Origin of the sequence: Marinobacterium ramblicola, from assembly GCF_019084545.1 — a bacterium.
Taxonomy (GTDB): Bacteria; Pseudomonadota; Gammaproteobacteria; order Pseudomonadales; family Balneatricaceae; genus Marinobacterium_D; species Marinobacterium_D ramblicola.
In genome coordinates, this window is sequence record NZ_JAHREP010000011.1 from 74,484 (window position 1) to 95,223 (window position 20,740).

The 20,740-nt window shown below is 60.3% G+C and carries 18 protein-coding genes; 13 read left to right on the forward strand and 5 right to left on the reverse strand.

Features of this window, described 5'->3' with window-relative positions:
• Window positions 1-41: 41 nt before the first annotated feature.
• Together KQ940_RS10170 and KQ940_RS10175 are read right to left on the reverse strand one after the other, a co-directional pair.
• Complete coding sequence (locus KQ940_RS10170; RefSeq protein WP_246589948.1) at window positions 42-797, reverse strand: TFIIB-type zinc ribbon-containing protein; 756 nt, start codon at window positions 795-797, stop codon at window positions 42-44.
• Between the two features lie 77 nt (window positions 798-874).
• Window positions 875-1,639 (reverse strand): NYN domain-containing protein, encoded by a 765-nt coding sequence (locus KQ940_RS10175; RefSeq protein WP_217413449.1) that lies wholly within the window; start codon window positions 1,637-1,639, stop codon window positions 875-877.
• A gap of 266 nt (window positions 1,640-1,905) precedes the next feature.
• Between KQ940_RS10175 and KQ940_RS10180 the strand changes: the two genes are divergently transcribed.
• Entirely contained in the window at window positions 1,906-2,769 is an 864-nt protein-coding gene (locus KQ940_RS10180; protein ID WP_217413451.1) for a PA4780 family RIO1-like protein kinase, read from the forward strand.
• Between the two features lie 5 nt (window positions 2,770-2,774).
• On the opposite strand, the gene KQ940_RS10185 is transcribed toward KQ940_RS10180, so the two are convergent.
• Together KQ940_RS10185 and KQ940_RS10190 are read right to left on the reverse strand one after the other, a co-directional pair.
• Window positions 2,775-3,302, reverse strand: coding sequence for a M48 family metallopeptidase (locus tag KQ940_RS10185; protein ID WP_217413452.1), 528 nt, complete (start codon window positions 3,300-3,302; stop codon window positions 2,775-2,777).
• A 413-nt stretch (window positions 3,303-3,715) separates the two neighbouring features.
• On the reverse strand, window positions 3,716-4,642 hold the full coding sequence (locus KQ940_RS10190) for a LysR family transcriptional regulator (RefSeq protein ID WP_217413453.1): 927 nt from the start codon (window positions 4,640-4,642) through the stop codon (window positions 3,716-3,718).
• A gap of 363 nt (window positions 4,643-5,005) precedes the next feature.
• Between KQ940_RS10190 and KQ940_RS10195 the strand changes: the two genes are divergently transcribed.
• From KQ940_RS10195 to KQ940_RS10235, 9 genes are all read left to right on the forward strand, one after another.
• Window positions 5,006-5,179, forward strand: a complete 174-nt coding sequence (locus KQ940_RS10195; protein ID WP_217413454.1) for a hypothetical protein — start codon at window positions 5,006-5,008, stop codon at window positions 5,177-5,179.
• 36 nt (window positions 5,180-5,215) lie between these two features.
• Window positions 5,216-6,139: a sodium-dependent bicarbonate transport family permease gene (locus KQ940_RS10200; RefSeq protein WP_217413455.1), complete on the forward strand. Its 924-nt coding sequence runs from the start codon at window positions 5,216-5,218 to the stop codon at window positions 6,137-6,139.
• Between the two features lie 137 nt (window positions 6,140-6,276).
• Window positions 6,277-6,990 carry a DUF1223 domain-containing protein gene (locus KQ940_RS10205; protein ID WP_217413457.1) on the forward strand — a complete coding sequence of 238 codons (714 nt, stop codon included), beginning with the start codon at window positions 6,277-6,279 and terminating at the stop codon, window positions 6,988-6,990.
• A 194-nt stretch (window positions 6,991-7,184) separates the two neighbouring features.
• On the forward strand, window positions 7,185-10,010 hold the full coding sequence (locus tag KQ940_RS10210) for an HD domain-containing phosphohydrolase (RefSeq protein ID WP_217413458.1): 2,826 nt from the start codon (window positions 7,185-7,187) through the stop codon (window positions 10,008-10,010).
• 35 nt (window positions 10,011-10,045) lie between these two features.
• A complete protein-coding gene (locus KQ940_RS10215) occupies window positions 10,046-10,618 on the forward strand; it encodes a DNA-J related domain-containing protein (protein ID WP_217413459.1) in 573 nt (190 codons plus the stop codon).
• Between the two features lie 215 nt (window positions 10,619-10,833).
• Window positions 10,834-12,210 carry a Trk system potassium transporter TrkA gene (trkA, locus tag KQ940_RS10220; RefSeq protein WP_217413460.1) on the forward strand — a complete coding sequence of 459 codons (1,377 nt, stop codon included), beginning with the start codon at window positions 10,834-10,836 and terminating at the stop codon, window positions 12,208-12,210.
• 4 nt (window positions 12,211-12,214) lie between these two features.
• Window positions 12,215-13,768: an ATP-binding protein gene (locus tag KQ940_RS10225; RefSeq protein WP_217413461.1), complete on the forward strand. Its 1,554-nt coding sequence runs from the start codon at window positions 12,215-12,217 to the stop codon at window positions 13,766-13,768.
• On the forward strand, window positions 13,765-14,457 hold the full coding sequence (locus tag KQ940_RS10230; protein WP_343222646.1) for a response regulator: 693 nt from the start codon (window positions 13,765-13,767) through the stop codon (window positions 14,455-14,457). Before KQ940_RS10225 ends, KQ940_RS10230 begins: the two co-directional genes overlap by 4 nt.
• A 30-nt stretch (window positions 14,458-14,487) precedes the next feature.
• Window positions 14,488-15,513, forward strand: coding sequence for an FAD:protein FMN transferase (locus tag KQ940_RS10235; RefSeq protein WP_217413462.1), 1,026 nt, complete (start codon window positions 14,488-14,490; stop codon window positions 15,511-15,513).
• Between the two features lie 68 nt (window positions 15,514-15,581).
• On the opposite strand, the gene KQ940_RS10240 is transcribed toward KQ940_RS10235, so the two are convergent.
• Window positions 15,582-17,042 carry a TrkH family potassium uptake protein gene (locus KQ940_RS10240; RefSeq protein WP_217413463.1) on the reverse strand — a complete coding sequence of 487 codons (1,461 nt, stop codon included), beginning with the start codon at window positions 17,040-17,042 and terminating at the stop codon, window positions 15,582-15,584.
• A gap of 738 nt (window positions 17,043-17,780) precedes the next feature.
• On the opposite strand from KQ940_RS10240, the gene KQ940_RS10245 reads away from it, so the two are divergent.
• The 3 genes from KQ940_RS10245 to KQ940_RS10255 all read left to right on the forward strand — a co-directional run bounded on the left by KQ940_RS10245 (window position 17,781) and on the right by KQ940_RS10255 (window position 20,684).
• Window positions 17,781-19,229 carry a TrkH family potassium uptake protein gene (locus KQ940_RS10245; protein ID WP_217413464.1) on the forward strand — a complete coding sequence of 483 codons (1,449 nt, stop codon included), beginning with the start codon at window positions 17,781-17,783 and terminating at the stop codon, window positions 19,227-19,229.
• 59 nt (window positions 19,230-19,288) lie between these two features.
• Complete coding sequence (locus KQ940_RS10250) at window positions 19,289-19,576, forward strand: hypothetical protein (protein WP_217413466.1); 288 nt, start codon at window positions 19,289-19,291, stop codon at window positions 19,574-19,576.
• Window positions 19,577-19,679: 103 nt separating this feature from the next.
• Window positions 19,680-20,684 (forward strand): serine/threonine protein kinase, encoded by a 1,005-nt coding sequence (locus tag KQ940_RS10255; protein ID WP_217413468.1) that lies wholly within the window; start codon window positions 19,680-19,682, stop codon window positions 20,682-20,684.
• Window positions 20,685-20,740 lie beyond the last annotated feature (56 nt).

Consider the following 20,740-nt stretch of genomic DNA (forward strand, 5'->3'; position numbering starts at 1 on the left):
GGTCGACTGACCGAATTATGCCCGGTTTGATGCCGCTCGCTTCAAGAACTGCTCGGATGTTGATACTGGCGATAGAGCAGCCAGGCACCCCAGCAAAAACTCAGCAGCATCAATACAACCCCTGTGCCGAACCATAGGCTGGCATAGGTTCCCGCCCGGTGCAGTGTGCCGCTCATCGACAGCAGGTTGCCCCAGTCGTGATAATCCTCGCTCATCCCGCGGATCAGCGGAATAGCACGGTAGGGGGCATCGGCGATATAGGGCGAGACATCGATGAAGTTCTGCCCGCACCACCATAACATGATCGAGGCGGCAAAATTGTCGCGCCGTTGAAGGATAAACGCCAGCATCAACCCAAGCGGCATCAGCACCTGAAATAGACTACCACCCAGAATCGCCATGTAACGGCCGAACGGGCTGAACAGCACATGGCCGAACTCGTGGAAAGGCAGGTTGGCGTTGTGCAGGAAGGAGCCGCCGATGGAGACCCAGTCGATGCCGCCGAGGATGAACGACCAGCCCCAGACAAAGAACGCGGTAAACAGCGCGACCTGACCCCAGAAGGTCAGCGAGTCCACCCGCTCGGGGAGTTCGGTCAGTCGGCTGAATACCCGTCGGGTCCAGGGTTCGGTGATTTCAATGATCAGGTTATCGGGTTCAGCCTCGGCTGGTCGTTCCCGAGCCGCGGGTTCCGGTCCTTTCCACTTGGCATAGGCGATGCCGCATCGGGGGCAGACACCGGCCATGACATGGTTGTCTTCCTGCTGGCGGAGGTAGCCGCATTTGGGACACTGCATCGGATCACCGCATCCTGCTGTTGGATAGGTCTATTGTCCGATAAAGCGGACGGCGGGTCACGGGGGATGAAGCGACCCTATTTTTTGCTCCCCTTGCGCGCATCCCGTACCGACAGCACCTTGCCGTCCCGCTGCAGCTCGAACAGACCGATCGCCTCGATCAGCTCGCTCAGCTTTTGATAGCCATAGTTGCGGGGGTCGAAATCGGGGCTCGCCTTCGCGATGTAGCTGCCGACAGGCCCCAGGTGTGCCCAGCCGCTGTCATCCGAGGCGGAGTCGATGCCGGTGCGGAGCAGCAGCAGGAGTTTTGCATCGCTCCTCAGCGTTTTTGCGGGCTGCCTGGACAGCGCGGTGGTCGTTGCGGCTTCCTCGCTTTCGGTCTGTTGTAGGGTGAACACTTCTGTGTAGATGAACCGGTCGCAGGCCGCCACGAACGGCTTGGGCGTCTTCATCTCGCCAAAGCCGTAGACCACCTTGCCCGCTTCGCGCAGGCGGGAGGCCAGGCGGGTGAAGTCGCTGTCGCTGGATACGATGCAAAAGCCCTTGAAGGGGCCGGTATAGAGCAGATCCATCGCATCGATGATCATCGCGCTGTCGGTCGCGTTCTTGCCGGTGGTGTAGCGAAACTGCTGGATCGGCTGAATCGAGTGCTCCAGCAGCACCGACTTCCAGCCGCCGAGATTGGGCGTGGTCCAGTCGCCGTAGATACGTTTCACGCTGGCGATGCCGAACTTTGCCACCTCGGCCAGCAGGCCGTCGACGATATTGGGGTTCGCGTTATCCGCATCGATCAGTACGGCGAGGGGCCGTTCGTTGTCCGTTACCTTGTCGCCGTTAGCCATGTTGTCCCGTCTCTTGCCGGTTGCCGATATCGACCGAGTTTAGCACAGGCCGGCGTACTGTAACGGAAGCCGATCAGCGGGTGCCTTTAAATCCGACCGAACCCGGCGGGCCGGTATCCTGTCGCCCCGGCAACACGTAGAATGCGCGGATGAACACAGTACTTGAACAGATCGACACCCAGCCCTTAAAGATCGGCATAGACCGGGGGCGATGGAGAACGTGTAACGTGGCGACCACCACCGTGTATCTGGGGACTCAGTGAACCATGAAAGCGCCTAAACGCCTTATCCCGCTGCTGGAAGATGGCCTGATCGACGAGGTTCTGCGGCCGCTGATGAGCGGCAAGGAAGCGTCCGTGTATGTGGTGCGCTGCGGCGATGAGATCCGCTGCGCCAAGGTTTACAAGGATGCGGAGAAGCGCAGCTTCAAGAAGGCCGCGCTGTACCAGGAGGGGCGCAAGGTGCGCAACTCGCGCCGTGCCCGCGCCATGGAGAAGGGCTCACGTTTCGGTCGCAAGGAGACCGAAGAGACCTGGCAGAACGCTGAGGTCGATGCGCTCTACCGGCTCGCCGCCGCTGGTGTGCGGGTGCCCGAACCCTACGGCTGTTTCGACGGCGTACTGCTGATGGAGCTGGTCACCGATGACGAGGGCCGTGTCGCCCCGCGCCTGAACGATGTCGCCATGTCCGCCGAGCAGGCCCGCGAGGATCACCTGATGGTGATGGAGTACGTCAAGCGGATGCTCTGCGCCGGGCTGGTCCACGGCGACCTGTCGGAGTTCAACGTGCTGGTGGACGACTACGGCCCGGTGATCATCGATCTGCCCCAGGCGGTGGATGCGGCGGCCAACAACAACGCCCGCGCCATGCTGGAACGTGACGTCGACAACATGACGCGCTACTACGCCCAGTATGCCGAAGAGCTGCTGCAAACCCGCTACGCCGCCGAGATGTGGAACCTGTTCGAAGCCGGTGAGTTGACCCACGAATCGGAACTGACCGGCCTGGTGGTGGAGGATGAACACGAGGCGGACGTGGATTCGGTGATGGCCGAGATCCAGCAGATCCTGCGCGAAGAGGAGACGCGGCGTGAGCGGCAGCGGGCGGAACTGCAGGGCGAGGAGCAGTAACGCCCTCATCCCCATAGATCCCCAAACCGATCGCGGTGGCACAGATACAAGCGCAGCTCGAACTCCAGCTGATGGTAGTCCGGTTCCATATAACAGCAGAGCTTGTAAAACGCCTTGTCGTGCTGCTTCTCGCGCAGATGTGCCAGCTCATGCACCAGTATCATCCGCAGCAACGGCTCCGGCACCCGGCGGAACAGCGACGATACCCGAATCTCGTTCTTCGCCTTCAGCTTGCTGCCCTGCACCCGCGATACGTAGGTATGCAGGCCCAGCGCGTTGTTGATGACGTGGATCTTGTCGTCGTAGATCACCTTGCTGATCGGTGACGAACTGCGCATAAACCGGTTCTTGATCCCCTGGGCATAGTCGTACAACGCCCGTTCCGAGCCCAGCTCATGGGTCTGTGGATACTTTTTCAGTAACCAGGCGCCCGACTTGTTGCTGTCCAGCAGCGCCTGCGCCTGTTGTTGGACCTCGGGGCTGTAGCAGCTGAGGTAGTTGGAGGGGGAATTGGATGGTTTGGGTTCGTTCATGGGAGGGGAGGTGTGATCGACCATACAAACAGGACTCAGCTTGGTATTCTATGTTGATAACACTAGGCGCTACTACGTCCGGTATACAGACGAGAAGTTTACACCTTAAACGGTGCGCTGCGGCTGCTGGTTTGAGACTTAACCGAGGCTTGGCTTTCCTATTCCTTTACTTAGTAAAGTTGTTAGTTAAAGGAAGCTCGTTTTGTTTAACTAACCGCATGGATAAGTTAAGGAAGTGTTGATTTGTTTTACTTAGAGTCGCCGTGCTGTGTCCAGTTGTTTTCAAGCAGCGCCCAGAACTGCTGCTGGAAAACGACTGGCTGTATCAGCTGAGTTCGGTTCGCCACCTGTTTTCTAGATTGTGAAATAGTGCAATCCCGCGGTACCGCTATCTGCCTATCTGGGGACGCGTTTCAGGTCGCCAGCAGCTCGGCGAAGAGCTCTCCTTTCGCCTGCACGTAGTCGAGAAAGGTCGAAGCGATCACGGACATCTCCTTGTTGGCGAGCCGTGCCAGGTACCATTCGGAGCGGATCGGCAGGTGTTCCACATCCAGCTCCTTCAAACCGCTGCTGCCCCCAAGCGCCAGGGTGTGGCGGGAGAGGATCGACACGCCCAGCTCCGACATCACACAGTGCTTGATCGCCTCGTTGCTCTCGATGGTCATGCGCACGTTGAGCTCCAGCCCCTTGGCCGACAGGTGTCGGTCGATGGCGTAGCGGGTGCCCGAGCCCATCTCCCGGATCAGAAACGGCTCGCGCGCGAAGACTTCGAAGGGGATCTTCTTCTCCCGGGCAAGCGGGTGCGACAGGGCGGCGATGGGGACCAGCGGGTTGGCCGAGAAGGGCACCAGCTCCAGCTCGTAATTTTCCGGTGGATGGCTGAATACGTAGAAGTCGTACTCGCCGGTTTCCAGGTGTTCGATGATCTGCCGCCGGTTTGCCACTTTCAGCACGATGTCGATGGCGGGGTAGGTTTTGACAAACTCGCCGAGGAAGTGGGGCGTCAGGTATTTCGAGGTGGTCACCACCGCCAGCCGCAGGGTACCGGCCTTCAGGCCCTGAAGATCGGACAGTTTCATCTCCAGCCGGTCAAAACTCTCCATGATCTCGCGCGCGCTTTTGACCAGCTCCAGTCCGGCTTCGGTAAACAGCAGCTTGCGGCCCAGCTGCTCGTAGAGTGGCACGCCGACATCGTCCGCCAGCTTTTTCAGCTGCACGGAGACCGTGGGCTGCGTCAGGTGCAATAGCTTCGAGGCTTTGGTGATCGACCCTGTCCGAGATACCGCGAGCAGTATCTCCAGCTGGCGAATGGTGCCGACCCGTGCGTGCAATCTGGCCATTTTTGGCTCAATTCATTTATTAATGTCTATGTAAAATATAGTAATTATCGATTTTTATCTATGTTTTGATTGGTGCAAACTGCTCAGCAAGTGGGCAGCAAGCGCCCGCGTCAAAAGAGGAGGATCTCTTATGTGGAAGCATCAGTTTGACGAAGCGGATGATCAGGTCGCAGCGGACTGGCCACAGAAGCCGATTCCGTTGCCACCGCAACCCCGCTGACCTTGCAAGGGCGCTCATGGAAGCGCCCTTCTTATGTACAGGACGTACGGTACTCGGCGGGCGCATGGATGCGCAGGAGCGGCGATGACGCAATCTGAGAACCAAACCTTGCACCCAAATCCTGCAACCAAAGGAGTTGAATTTTGATCGATAAACGTCTGGCTTTTGAGCTGTTCACCACACTGCTGCTGTTAACCCTCGGTACCGCCCTGGTGATGCAATCCCTGCCCGGATGGGGTCTGATTAGCGTTGCGCTTCTGGTGGGTGGTCTCTCGCTTGTACTGCGTACTGTGCCGCTGCGTGTAGCTGCGGAATGATTGGTCGTGGTGAAGAGTTGAGCTGAGGGGTAAACCATGGGGTTGGATATAGTGGCGGCGTTTTTCGTCTTCGGTGCGATCGCCCAGCTGCTGGGCGCGCCGATCAAGATGCCCAAGGGGCTTTATCAGAGCCTGACCATTTTTCTGCTGATCGCCATAGGACTCAAGGGCGGTATCGCGCTGGCGGAGAACGCCAGCGGCGCGCTGCTCTGGCAATCGCTGGCGGTGATCGCCTTTGGCGCGCTGCTGCCGTTGATCGCCTTCCCGGTGCTGTGGAAAGTGGGCGGGCTGACGCGGGAGGACTCGGCATCCGTGGCGGCGCACTATGGCTCGATCAGTGTCGGCACCTTCGCGGTCGCACTGGCGGTGCTGGAGGCCAACCAGATCGCGTTCGAGCCCTATTTCGCCCTCTTTGTTGCCCTGCTTGAGGTGCCCGCAATCGCGGTGGGGCTGTTGCTGGCGCGCGGCGCCGGTGCGCACAAGGGGCTGAAATCGCTCTGCCATGAGATGTTCTTGAACCAGGGCGTGCTGCTGTTGGTCGGATCGCTGATCATCGGCTGGCTGGGCGCCGCGCAGACATCGAAGCTGATGCCCTTCTTCGGCACGCTGTTTTACGGCGTACTCGCACTCTTCCTGCTGGAGATGGGGCGCCAGGCCGCATCGCGGGTGGGGCTGATATTGCAGTTCGGCTCGTTTATCGCCAGCTTTGCCGTCCTCATGCCCCTCGTCGGCGCCTTGCTGGGTGCCGGGCTGGCCAGTGTGCTGGGGCTGTCTGCCGGAGGTACGGTGTTGTTGGCGACGCTTGGCGCCAGTGCCTCCTATATTGCGGTGCCCGCGGCGATGGCAAATGCGCTGCCGGAGGCCAATCAGAGCCTGTCGATTACCGCATCGCTGAGCATCACCTTCCCGTTCAACGTGCTGGTGGGGATCCCGCTGTATCTGGCGGTGATCGTGCAGTGATCGGCGGTTAACGTTGCCGGTGTAAGTATTTCCCCCCTGTTTCGACTAACCCAGGACAGTGCCGATTGGGCACTGTGCTATCGGGCCCGATAGCAGCGTGGTGACGAATTCATTCTGTCTAGATGGATGGGGGAAACATGAAACTGTTGATTGGCGTAGTGCTCTGCTATTTGCCCGCCCTGCCGGTAGCGGCGGAAACTTTTCACTCCTCACCGGGCTCGACGCTGGTCGAGCTGTACACCTCGGAGGGGTGCAGCAGTTGTCCGCCGGCGGATCGCTGGCTGCGCGACCTGGGTGCGCGGCCCGAGCTGTTCAAGACCCTCTACCCGGTCGCCTTTCATGTCGACTACTGGAATCGGTTGGGCTGGGCGGACCGATTTTCCAGCGCCGAATTCAGTGCCCGTCAGCGTGACTACGCCCGCCAGGGGCTGATCAGCCAGGCGTATACACCTGGCTTCGTCGTCAACGGCCGGGAGTGGAGTGCCTGGTTTCGCGGGCCGCGACAGCTGCCGGGCACGACTCTGAAGGGGGCGGAACTGGTGCTGGAGTATGACAGGGGTAAGCTCAGTGCGGTCTACTCTGGTGCAGATGCCGACAGCTTGACGCTTAATCTGGCCTATCTGGGGATGGGGCTGAGCTCCGAGGTCAGCGGGGGGGAGAATCGGGGGCGTCGGCTGGAGCATGATTTCGTCGTGCTCGGCTTCTGGCAGCAGGACTCGGATCGGGGAGAGTGGCTGCTGAGTCTGCCGCGGCCTCAGGCGCAGGGGCAGTCGCGCACCGCGTTGGTGGCCTGGGTCACGGCCAAGGGGGATATGTTGCCGCGGCAGGTGGCCGGCGGGTATCTCGACTAGGGCGACTTTTCCGTTTTTAAACGGCAAACCGGATATTTTGCCCTGCTGTTTGTCGATTTTGCTCGGAAATCAGCTAAGCATTGCCGTTTCTTGCCAATCCGGGGGCGTCTGAATCATAGTGTCGACTTGACCGAACCTGATAGCAGGCGAAAACGATGCAAGGAAAGCGTTCCGGTTTACCACTCCAATTGCTGGTGAGTGGGGCAATTGTACTGAGTATGCTGGTGCTGGCCCTGGCACTGATTGCGAAATCCTATACCGGCAATCGCAACACGTTGATTGCGGCCTCGGAGACCAGCGCCCGACAGCTGGCCGATAACCTGGATACCCATCTGCAGCGCCTGCTGGAGCCGATCGAGAGCATGCTGCAGATCCTGGTGCTGGATCCGCTGAGCCGGGCAGAATCGCTGGAGCAGCGCCGTTCCCGCCTGCCGGTGTTGGTGGAGGCGCTCAAGGCCAACCCGGTGCTCAGCGCGGTCTATATCGGCTATCCCGATGGCAGCTTTCTGCTGCTGCGCGGCCTGACCAGCCAGGCATCGCGGCAGGCGGTGCAGGCACCCGGTAGCGCTACGTATATGCTGCAAAGTGTAGAGCGGGATGAAAATGGCCAGGTGCTGCGCGGCAGCTGGCAGTTCTACAACCGCCAGCTGCAGCTGGTCGAGGCGCGTGACAAACCGGATTATCTGTACGATCCACGCGAACGGCCCTGGTTCAAGGATGCGAAGGCATCCGCCAAGACGATCCTGACCAGCCCCTATATCTTCTATACCACCGGCGAAATCGGCGTAACGCTTGCCCGCCGGGATCCGGTGCACGGTGCGATAATCGGTGTCGATGCCTCGGTCGATGACCTGTCCCAGCTGATCGCCTCGCTGCAACCCACGCCCGGTAATCAGATGGCGGTGGTCAACGGCGATAACCGGGTGGTGGCCTACCCCGATCTCAGCCGTATCGTCAGCATGGATGCCGAGCAGGGGTTGAGGCTGATCTCGCTCAACGAACTCGGCGTCCCGGTGCTGGTGCAGGTGGCGCAGATGGATGGTCGCATGGGTGCGATGGGCGAGTTCGAGACTGCTGAGGGCAGTTGGTACGGTCTCAAGGTGGCGATGGGAGATTCGCGGGATGTTGACCTACACCTGCTGTTTGCCGTACCGGAGGCTGAGCTGCTGGCCGATGCCAAGGCGCAGGGGATGGAGCAGCTGATCTGGTCTGCCGGGATCATGCTGGTGTTGATGCTGCTGGGCTGGCGTATCGGCCGTATCGTGACGCGCCCGCTGGGTGAACTGTCGGACGCCATCGGTGCGCTGGCGGCGTTCGATTTCAGTCAGCGGCTGGAGCTCGCCTCGCCGGTGCGTGAGGTTAATCACCTCAGTGAGCTGATCGCTCGAATGTCGGGTGCAATCAACAGCTTCCAGGCCATCTCCCGTACCCTGGCGCGTGAGCCGGACCTGGACCTGATGCTGTCACGGGTGACCGATCATCTGGTCAATATCACCTCCGCCGAGGCCGGGGTGGTGTATCTGCTCGACCCGGACGACGGCACGCTGAAGCGGGCCGCCCGGGCCCGTCTCAACGGGGCACCGGAACAGCTGGCCTGTGCCGGTAGTGGCATGGCCGAGCTGCGTAAGACGGTGCGGGCGGCGCTCAGCCAAAATGGCGACAGGGTGATGACCACGCCGCTGCTCGATCGCGAAGGCGAAGCGCTGGGCGTGCTGGCACTGCGGCTGCCGGAGGATTCCACCTTGGGGGAGGAGGCGTTCCGCCGCTTCGTCGATGAGGTATCGGGCTCGGCCGCCACGGCGATCGAAACCCGGCACCAAGTGGAGGCGCAGCAGGCGCTGATCGATGCGATCATCCGTCTGCTGGCCGATGCCATCGATGCCAAGTCGCCCTACACCAGCGGCCACTGCGAGCGCGTGCCGGAGCTGGCACAGATGTTGGCCGACGCGGCCGAGGGGGCCACCAGGGGTGAGTTCGCCGAGTTCAAGATGAGCCCGGCGGCACGGCGCGAGTTCCGCATTGCCGCCTGGCTACACGACTGCGGCAAGATCACCAGCCCCGAGTATGTGGTCGACAAGGCGACCAAGCTGGAGACCATCTACAACCGTATCCACGAGATCCGCACCCGGTTCGAGGTGCTCTGGCGCGATGCCGATATCGCCTACCTGAAGGGGGTGGTGACCGGGGAGCCGGAGGCGGAGCTGCGCGCCCGCCGCCAGCGTACCCAGCAGGAGCTGCGCAATGACTTTGCCTTCGTCGCCCAGGCCAATATCGGCGGTGAGCAGATGTCGGACGAGGATCAGCAGCGCCTGCGCCAAATCGCCCGCCGCCGCTGGGTGCGCCATTTCGACAAGCGTCTGGGGCTGTCGCGCGATGAGTACAACCGCATCGCCAATCAGGATGAGGAGCTGCCGGTGATCGAGCATCTGCTGGCCGACAAGTCCGAGCATCTGATCCCCTGGGACGGTCGGCGGCCGCCGGTAGAGAAAGACAACCCCGATAATATCTGGGGCTTCGACATGGCGCTGCCGGCGTACTCGTTCAATCAGGGCGAACTGTACAACCTGTCGATTCGGCGCGGCACGCTGACCGAGGAGGAGCGTTTTGCGATCAACGATCATATCGTGCAGACGATCCGCATGCTCAGCGCGTTGCCGCTTCCGCGCGATCTGCGCCGGGTGCCCGATATTGCCGGCAACCATCATGAGAAGATGGATGGCGAGGGCTATCCGCGCCGCCTGGCGGCGGGCAGCCTGAGCGTCCCCGAGCGGATCATGGCACTGGCGGATATCTTCGAGGCGCTGACCGCGGCGGACCGCCCTTACAAGGATGCCAAGTCGCTGTCTGAATCGCTGCGTCTCCTGGCCTTCATGACCCGGGATCGGCATATAGACGGCGAACTGTTCAGGCTATTTCTGGAGTCTGGCACCTATCTCCGATACGCTGAGAAGTATCTGCAACCGGAACAGATCGACTCGATCGACAAGCGTCAGTTGCTGGCGTTGGCGGGGCTGCTGTAACGCCTCGCCGCGCCGCTGTGCCCTGCGAGGAACCGATGGTCGATAACCCACTGCTCGTACCGATAGCGCGACTGCTGCACCAGTACCCCGACGGGTTGAGCGAGTATGCACTGATGAAGCAGCTCGAGTTCGACGGTCTCGAACTCGACGCCGATCCTGACGTGACCGCGGATCTGCTGCTGTTTCGCAAGCATTTCCTGGTCATGAACGCGCTCTACCGCCTGGAACCCGTGCTGTACGAACAGGGCTACGAGATATCGATATCGGCGCTGCATATTCAGCTCCACCCGCTTGAGAACAGAAGCACCTCGGCACAGCAGGTGCCGGCGAAACCCCACCCCCTGCGTAGCTATTATCTCGACTGGAGCGAGTTTGAGAAGAGCAGCAATGCCTATGTGCGCAGGCTGCTTGATGCCTTCTGGCGCCGCTACTGCGGTGATAACCGCATCGACGAGGCCTGTCAGGTGCTGGGCTTGGAGCCGGGCGCCGCGCCCGAAGCGATTCGCCGGGCCTACCGCCGCCTGGCGGCGCGTCACCACCCGGATCGTGGCGGCGATGCCGAACAGTTTCGCCGTGTGCGCGAAGCCTATGAGCTGCTGATGGCATGACGATCATGCCGCCGCAGCGCGCTTTTACCGCCACAAGCTGTCGTGGCTATCGGCTCCTCTGGTATAAAGCCTGGCGGTACGCTGGGCGGTTATGGCCGAGTCTTTACGCAATTTTTACGCGTTGACGTAATTCTTACACTCGAATTTTCATATCGGATTGGGTGACAATAGCGGACTGTTATTCATCGAAGCCGATCGGTCGGCGGTGTTCCATCATGCGAATCATAATCCTCGGTGCCGGACAGGTCGGTGCCACCCTGGCGGAGAAGCTGTCCAGCGAAGACAATGACATCACTGTGGTCGACAGCGAAGTCGAACGTCTGCGGCTGCTGCAGGACCGACTCGATATACGTACCCTGGAGGGGGTGGCGTCGCATCCGAGCGTGCTCGAGCAGGCCGGTTGTGCCGACAGTGACATGCTGATTGCGGTGACCGGCAGCGACGAGATCAACATGGTCGCCTGTCAGGTCGCCAGCACCTTGTTCAACACCCCGCGCAAGATCGCCCGCATCCGTTCCCCTCAGTATCAGCAATACGCCACCGGCCTGTTCGGCGACGACGCCGTGCCGGTGGATGTGCTGATCAGCCCCGAACAACTGGTCACCGCCTACATGGAGCAACTGCTTGACTACCCGGGGGCGACGGAACTGCTCGACTTCGCCGACGGGCGGGTCAAACTGGTGTCAATTCGGGTCGACACGCAGGCTCCGCTCTACCGGCGTAGACTGAGTGAACTGAGCCGGCTACTGGGCGAAGTACGGATTCGCGTGGTGGCGATCTACCGCTTGGGCGAGCCGATCCATATTGCAGGGGGCACGTGTATAGAGGCCGGTGACGAACTGTTCTTCCTGGTCGCGGCAGATCATGTACAGCAGGCAATTACGCGCTGCCGTGGCGAACTGCCACCCTATGGGCGGATCCTTATCGCAGGCGGCGGCAATATCGGCAAGGCGCTGGCGCAGCGGCTCGAGGCGCGCCACAGTGTCACCGTAATTGAACGCAATATTGCCCGTTGCAACCAGATCACGGCGGAGCTTACGCAAACGGTGGTCGTCAACGGCAGCGCCTCGGCAGCGGATCTGCTCGAGGCGGAGGGGATCGACCGCGTCGATCTGTTCTGCGCGCTGACCAACGACGACGAGGCCAATATCATGGCCTCGATGCTGGCCAAACGGATGGGAGCGCGAAAGGTGATGACGATCATCAACAACCCCGCCTATATCGAGCTGGTCGAGGGCGGCGTGATCGATATCGCCATCTCGCCGCAGCAGATCACCATCGGCGGCCTGTTGACCTATGTACGGCGTGGCGAGATGGCGCGTATCCATTCGCTGCGTCACGGTACCGCCGAGGCGCTGGAGGGGGTGGCGCGGGGCAACGGCCGCAACTCACGGCTGGTCGGACGGCGGATCGTCGATCTGCCCCAGCCCGCCGGCGTCGTGCTTGGCGCCGTAGTGCGCGAGGGGCAGGTCTTGATCGCGAAAGGCGAACTGCGCATCGTCGAGGGGGACCACCTGATCTTTTTCATGACCAACAAGCAGAGCTTGGGGGCCGTGGAGAAGCTGTTTCAGGTGGGTCTGGCCCTGTTCTGAAACGATGAGTGTATTCGAGCGTTCCCCGACTGCAACGAGGGCCTGGCGTGGCTACGCCGTTGCGGCACTGACCGTTCTGGCCGCAACGGCCCTGGCTGTGCCGCTGGAATACTGGGTGGAAAACTACAACCTGGTTCTGATCTATGTGCTTGCGGTCGTGGCAACAGGGCTGGGATATGGCTCCGGTGCTGCGATCTTTGCGTCGATGCTGGCGTTCTTGAGCTTCAATTTCTTCATGACCGATCCGCGCTACACCCTGGAAGTGGCGCGTCAGGACGAGTTGACCACCCTGTCGTTCCTGCTCTTGATCGCCCTGATCTGCGGATCGGCGGCCTCTCTTATCCGGCGCCAGTTCATCCTGCTGAAGATGGCCAATCGCTATTCTGAATCCATGCGCCTGCTGGGACAGCAACTGTCGGTCGCGGAAGATGCTGAGGCCGCATGGCTGGCCGTGGCGCGGGAGATGGGCAGGGCGCTGGAGGCGGAGTGCTGTGTGCTGGCCTGGGACCAAGACAACGTGCGTCACCGGTTTCTCGCTGCGGGCTCCGCTTTTGGCCGGGACGACGAAGCCGCCATCGAGTGGAGTCGACGGCATCGGGTGTCATCGGGACGGTTGACCGACTGCCTGAGCGGTGCCGCCTGGACGCTGTTTCCCATCCACAGCGGCGATGCCATCGCGATCGTGGCCATGAAGTGGGCAGACGGCAAAAAACGGCTGGATCATTATGATCAGGAGTTGATCGGTGCGATGCTGCAGCAGGTGTCCGATACCTGGCGACGCATACAACTGGTCGGCGATCTGGAATCCGCCCGTGTCACGACCGAAGTCGAGCGGCTGCGCTCGGCACTGCTATCGTCGGTGTCCCACGACCTTAAATCGCCGTTGGCGGCCATGATGGGCGCCGCCGAGAGCCTGCAGTTGCTGGAAATTCAGTTGGCGCCGCAGGACCGGCAGGAACTGCTGGACACCATTCGCCATGAAAGCCGGCGTCTCGAAGCCTACATCCAGAATTTGCTTGATATGACCCGCTTAGGTCACGGGACCCTCAAGATCGAGCGTGACTGGATCCCCCTGGCGGATATCATCGGCAGTACGATTGCCCGTCTCAGGCGCTATTCGCCCGATGTCAGGATCGAATATCACCCGATGGATTCGCAACCCCTGCTGTATGTCCATGCCGCCTTGATCGAGCAGGCGCTGTACAACATTCTGGAAAATGCCGTGAGGTTCTCGCCTCCGGAGGAACCCGTTCGGATTACTGCAGGACAGCGTCAGGGGCGGTGCCGGATCGAGATCGAAGACAAGGGACCCGGGATTCCAGAGTCGTTGCGCGAACAGGTCTTCGACATGTTTTATGTCATGTCCGAGGGCGATGAGCGCAAACAGAATACCGGCATGGGGTTGGCCATTTGCCGGGGCATGATCGGTGCGCATGGGGGGACGGTCCATGTCATGGATGGAACTGGGCACCGGGGGAGTCGGTTCGTGGTTGAATTGCCGATCGATTCGCCGCCACCGTTCGACGATAGCCGTGAAACGGATGAGGAACCCAGGTGAACGCCAGGATTGTGATTATTGATGACGAAGCCCAGATCCGCCGGATGCTGCGGATCGCGCTGAAAAGCGACGGCTATGAGGTGGTCGAAGCCGAAAACGGCGAACAAGGGCTGGCGGCCGTCGTCCGCCATCAGCCCGATCTGGTCATCCTGGACCTGGGGCTTCCCGATATGGATGGCCATCATGTGCTCGAAGAGTTGCGCGGCTGGTCGCGGGTGCCGGTGATCGTGTTGTCCGTCCGCAGCGGCGACAGGGAGAAGGTCAGGGCTCTGGATGCCGGGGCGCAGGACTATGTCACCAAGCCCTTCAGTGTCGAGGAGTTTCTGGCGCGTATCCGGGCCAGTCTGCGTGATTACAACAAGCCCGATGCGCCGAAACGGCTTGATGATGGTCACCTGTGTATCGATCTGGCGAAACGCCAGGTCTGCGTCGCCGGTCGACTCATCGATTTCACGCCCAAGGAGTATGCTGTCCTGACACGGCTGGCGCAGTCACCCAACTGCGTTATCACCCAGACCCAGTTGTTGCAGGAGATCTGGGGGCCGGGCCACGAACAGGACACCCATTATCTGCGCATCGTTGTCAGCCATCTGCGGCAGAAACTCGGCGACGAGCCGGCCGAACCACGCTATATCCGCACCGAGGCCGGGGTGGGCTATCGCCTGGTTTTCCGCGAAGCCTCGCAATAACCACCCAGTAACACACGGACCTTCCTTGCCATGATCAGACACCTGAGAACCTGTGCTGCCCTGTTGCCGTTCACCCTGATCGTCGCCTGCTCGGAGCCGGAGCGGATGCACGCCTTCGAGGGGTTTGCCCAGGGCACGACCTACCACGTCAGCTTCCGGGCGGCCGAGCCGGTCGATCTGCCGGCGCTTCGGCGGGCGGTCGATGATGAGTTGGGGCGCATCGACAAGGCCATGTCCGGCTATCGCCAGGATTCGGCGATCGAGCAGTTCAATGCCGCCCGGGATCTCACGCCTCATACGACGGGGCGCGAGATCGTGACGCTGGTACAACAGGCACGCAGCGTCAGTCAGGCGAGCGAGGGCTGTTACGACCTCAGCATTAAGCCGCTGTTCGATCTGTGGGGCTTCGGTGACGACCGGTTCTCGCCACCGTCCGCCGGCGCGATCGGCCAGACACTGGCTTCCACCGGGATGGACAAGGTCGAGTCGGTGGGTGACGACGGCCTGCGCAAAACCCGACCGGATCTCCAGATCGACCTGTCGTCGATCGCTCAGGGCTACAGCGTCGGCCGGGTGGCGCGGGTGCTGGAGCAGCGGGGGATCCGCGATTACCTGGTGGAGATCGGGGGCGAACTGCAGACGCGGGGCGGCAAACCCGACGGTCAGCCGTGGCGGGTGGCGATTGAGCGGCCGGTGCCCGGCGAACGGAAGGTCGAGAAGGTGATCACCATCGCGACCGCGGATCCCCTGGCCGTGATGACCTCCGGCACCTATCGCCACTACTTCGATGCCGACGGCAAACGCTACAGCCATATCCTCGATGCCCGTACCGGCAGACCGGTCGAGCATGCCACCGTGTCCGTCACCGTGCTCTATCCGGAACCGGCCGCCGCGGATGCCTGGTCGACGGCCCTGCTGTGTCTGGGGCGCGAGCAGGGGCTGAAAGTGGCCAATGAGCAGGGCATACCGGCGTTGTTTATCGACCAGAACGGCGATCGGTTGACCGAGGCCTACAGCCGGGCGCTGCAGAGCCTTGGGTCCGTGCACATCGAGTAACGACGGCTCGGTGTCAGAAGAGTGTCAAGCCGACCTGGCGGCGCCCGGCCGGATAATCTTCATGGCGGTCAGAATCGCCGGAATGTCTTGGACAGAATCACGAGAATCGGGAATATCTCGATGCGGCCGAACAGCATCGCGACGGCCATCAGCCATTTGCCCGGATCGGTCAGCGTGCCGAAGCCCGACGAGGTGTCGCCGTAGCCGACGCCCATGTTGTTGATGCAGGCAGCGACGGTGCCGAAGGCGGTGACGAAGTCATGCCCCGACGCCACCAGCCCCCAGACGAACACGCAGGCAAAGAAGATCCAGAGGAAAAACAGTCCCCAGACCGACTGAATCATGCGATCCGATACCGGATTACCGCCGACCTTGGTGACGAAGGTCGCGTTCGGGTGGATCAGTTTCTTGATCTCCGTGCTGCTCTGGCGATGCAGCATCAGAAAGCGCATCGCCTTGATGCCGCCGCAGGTCGAACCGACACAACCGCCGAAGAAGCTGGCTCCGAGCAGCAGCAGAACAATATGAGCGGGCCAGGAGGGGTAGCCGCCGGCCCCCAGGCCGTTATCGGTCATGATCGATATGGCCTGAAAGAAACCGTGTACCGCCGAGCCTTGAGCGTCGAAGGTTCCGGTGCGGTAAAGCTCCAGACAGGTGAAGCCGACCACCAGAGTCACCATCAGAATGAAAAACTGGAACTCGGAATTACGCAGGATCGGCATCAGGCTGACTTTGCTGATCGCCGCGAAATAGAGTGCGAAGTTGATCGCCGCCAGAATCGAGAATATGCCGCCGACCAGCTCTATTGCCGGGTTGTCGTAAAAGCCCAGACTATCGCCATGCGGCGAAAAACCGCCCAGCGACACCGTGGACAGGGCGTGGCAGAGCGCCTCGAACCAGTCCATTCCGGCCAGGAAATAGGCGATGCCGCATGCCAGACCGAGGCCGGTATAGATCAGCCAGAGATGTTTGGCCGTATCGGCCAGGCGCGGCGTCAGTTTCTCCTCCTTGAACGGCCCCGGCAACTCGGACTGGTAGAGTTTGGCACCGCCGATGCCGAGCAGGGGCAACACGGCGATGGCCAGTACGATGATTCCCAGCCCGCCGAGGAAATTCAGTTGCGCACGGTAGTAGAGGATCGACTTGGGCTGATTGTCGATATCGTTCAATATCGAGGCGCCCGTCGTGGTGATGCCGGAAACCCCTTCGAACACCGCGTCCACGATGCGCAGGTCGAGTCGCTTGTCCAGCAGGAACGGCAGGGCGCTAATAATGGACACGGTGATCCAGAACAGTACGGCGACCATGAAACCATCGCGAGTGCGCAGGTTCTTGTCGGCGTTGCGCGTGCTTAGCCAACCGGCAAGCCCGATCGTCGATGAGCCGGCCAGCGTGATGATAAAGGAGGAAAGGTCCGCCTCGACAAAGACCAGACCCATCAGAATCGGACCGAACATGGAGAGGCTGTACAACAGCACTAGAAAACTGCATAGATGAATAATGGTGGCGAGTCGGGCTGTCGGTTGCATCGGCTGAGTCGAGTCTTTCGCAGTGGTGGGTGCGGATTCTTGACGCAAGGCTAGCGACGGGCGCCGTAACGAATCTAGATGGCCGGGCGGGAATGGCGTAAAGAAAACGTAAAGCCGAATCGGGGGCCGTTACGGATGCCGGGCATAACCGTTCTGTCGGCGACGATCTTACGAATATCGGGTGGAGGGAAGGTTGAATTTATACCCTGGTTGAATCTAGTGTTGGATGCTTATTCGGTTCTTATCGATGGCCTTGTAGATGTCACTAAAAAATAGCGCTCATTGGCGATTGGCTCTTGACTCGTTACTGGTATCAATATGGTTGCTGGGTCTGGCAATCGTAAATCAGAGAAGTCAACAGCCGGTTTACTCCATTTTTCCGTATGCATTTCCGGTGATGTTCATCTCTTGGCGATATGGAATCCTGCTCGGGTTTCTCGTTTCCGCACTGGCTACTCTGGCGGCATTTCCTGGCGGCTATCTAACGGAGCATGCCAAAAGCGATATGTTTTGGGCGGCCGTCGCGACGTATGTGAAACTGTCCCTTGTCGTTGCACTGACTCTTTGGGTCAAGAGATGGTCTGCTCGTCACGCAGATGATTGAAGATGTTGGAGTTATTCTTGACTCTGTCAAGTAGACAGGACGTTTACGAAGAATTTACACTCTTCGCCGTTTCGTAATTCGACTGTTTTCGCGTGCCGTTCGGACAATGCAAGGGTCGACCGAGGGAAGAGATCATGCTCAAACTGTTCAAACCCGTGCTGTATGTCTGTGGTCTGCTCTCGTTGCTGATGGCGGGGTTGATGTTGATACCGGCTATCACCGGCTGGGTTCAGCAAGATAGCGAAACCTACGCCTTTGTGTTCTCCTCCATTGTCACGGCCGTTGCCGGGACCGTGCTGGTGTTGAGCTGTCGTTCGCACCATTTTTCGCTTACCCCGCGCCAACTGTACCTGATGACCAGTTGCAGCTGGGTGCTGTTATCGGTCGCAGGCGCGCTGCCGCTGATCTTCGGACATGGAGAGATCGGTATTACCGATGCAGTCTTCGAATCGGTATCCGGTATCACGACGACCGGCTCCACGGTGCTGAGCGGCCTCGAAAACATGCCCCACAGCCTGCTGCTGTGGCGCGCCTTGCTACAGTGGATCGGCGGTCTGGGCGTGATCGGTATGGCGGTGTCAATCCTGCCGTTCCTTCGGGTCGGCGGCATGCGTCTGTTCCAGACCGAATCGTCGGACTGGTCCGATAAATCCCTGCCGCGTCTTGGTAATCTGGCCCGTTTACTGCTTGGTGTCTATAGCATCATCACGGCAGCCTGTATTCTGGGCTACTGGTTGAACGGCATGTCCCTGTTTGATGCCGTCAGCCACGCCCTGACGACCGTATCGACGGGTGGTTATGCCACCGACGACCGTTCGATGGGGCGCTTCGATAACGGTATCCTTTGGGTGTCGATCCTGTTCATGCTGCTTGGCGGCATGCCCTTTGTGCTGTTCATTCGGTTCATGTCGAACCCTTCGCCGAAAGCGCTGGCCGATGAACAGGTGTTCGGCTTTCTGGTCATAGTGGCCGTACTGGCCGTGATCATGACGTTTTACTTGATCCAGTACGATTACTACGAACCCTTCGATGCGTTGACCCAGGCGACATTCAATATCGTCTCGGTTATCACCACGACGGGGTATGCGTCGACAGACTACAGTCTATGGGGTGGATTCAGTCTGATCTTCTTCTTCTTTGTCACCTTTATCGGCGGCTGTTCGGGATCGACCAGCGGTGGGATGAAGATCTTCCGCTTTCAGCTGTCTTATCTATTCCTGCACCGCCAGATCAAGATGCAGGTGCATCCACGTGGCCAGTTTTCGATCCTTTATAACGGCAAGGAGGTTGAAGACGACATCATTTTCTCCGCGGTGGCCTTTTCGTTCCTGTTCTTTCTGACACTGGTGTTCACCTCCATGATTCTGGCGATGACCGGCCTTGACTACATGACCAGCCTGACCGGCGCCGCCACGGCACTGACCAATGTCGGCCCGGGCCTGGGCGATATCATCGGCCCCGCCGGAAACTTCAAGCCGCTCTCGGACACCGCGAAATGGGTGCTCTGTTTCGCGATGTTGTTGGGGCGGCTGGAACTGCTGAGTATCATGGTGCTGTTCACGCCGGTGTTCTGGCGGGGTTAGGAAGCAATGTGGCGAAATGTGGCGAGTAGGGCGCATAGAGCTAAAGACAGTGCCGATTGTTGAATATTGCTATCTGCGCTGTTGTTGTCCAGGATTTCATTACAGAGCAGGAATACAGAGGATCGGAGATGAGCACGCCGATTGAACTGACTCAGGAGGAGCGGCGATGTTTGCTGCAGGTCTCCGTCGGTAGTCAGGTTGAACAGAGTTGCCGACGGGGTGTTCTCGAACGATTGCAAGAGATGGGGCTGGTGGAAGTCGCGATTCAGGTGTTGCCGATGTTTCCTCTGGAACGCCGCTATAGGATTACGCCTCTTGGAAAACAAGTTGCGGGAAGTATGCCGTAAGGCATATCGACGCTAACTGATACCGGCTGATTGATAAACGCAGCTCGCTTGCTATGCGCTGCACAGCTAAAATGCCGCTGAAGCCATAGCAGCGGTAGCCTTCATGACAGACAATCCGAGCCAGCCCTTCTACCAGCTCATGCCCGATACCGTGATCGACGCGGTGGAGTCCCAGGGCTATCTCAGCGACGGTCGGATTTTGGCGCTGAACAGTTATGAGAACCGCGTCTACCAGGTGGGAATAGAGGAGGCGCAGCCGCTGATCGCCAAGTTCTATCGTCCGCTGCGCTGGAGCGACGAGCAGATCCTGGAGGAGCATGCCTTCTGTTTCGAGATGGCGGAGCAGGAGCTGCCGGTGGTGGCACCGCTGCGCGACGCAGAGGGCAACAGCCTGTTCCGCTTCCCGGCCAACGGCAGCGAGTACCGTTTTGCGCTCTATCCGCGCCATGGCGGTCGAGCGCCGGAACTGAGCGACCCGGAACACCTGTACCGGCTCGGCCATACCCTGGGCCGCATCCACCTGATCGGTGCCGTGCGTGATTTCGAGCATCGGCCCAGGCTGGATATCCAGAGCTATGGCCATGACAGCGTCGAGCTGATCGCCCGTGACTTTATTCCCGCATCCTTGCGCCAGGCCTATGTCAGCCTGACCGCCGACCTGCTGCGTGAAGTGGAGGCGGCGTTCCGGCAGGCGGGTAACGTGCGTTATATCCGAGCCCACGGTGACTGCCACGGCGGCAACATCCTCTGGCGTGACGACACCCCCAACTTCGTCGATTTCGACGACGCCCGCATGGCGCCGGCGATCCAGGATCTGTGGATGCTGCTCACCGGCGATGACCGCAACGAGCTGCAGCTGCAGTTGAACGAGATCGTCGAAGGTTACAACGAGTTCGCCGAGTTCGATCCGCGCGAGCTGCACCTGGTCGAACCGCTGCGCTGTCTGCGCATGTTGCACTACAGCGCCTGGCTGGCGCGACGCTGGGACGACCCGGCCTTCCCGCGTAACTTCTCCTGGTTCAATACCGAGCGCTACTGGGGCGAGCACCTGCTGCAGTTGCGTGAACAGTTCGCCAAACTGCGCGAGCCGGTGTTGGAGCTGATATAGACAGGATGCGTCCTCGCTCCCGGCTCGCCATGTTTCGCTGCCCGTTATTCACTATT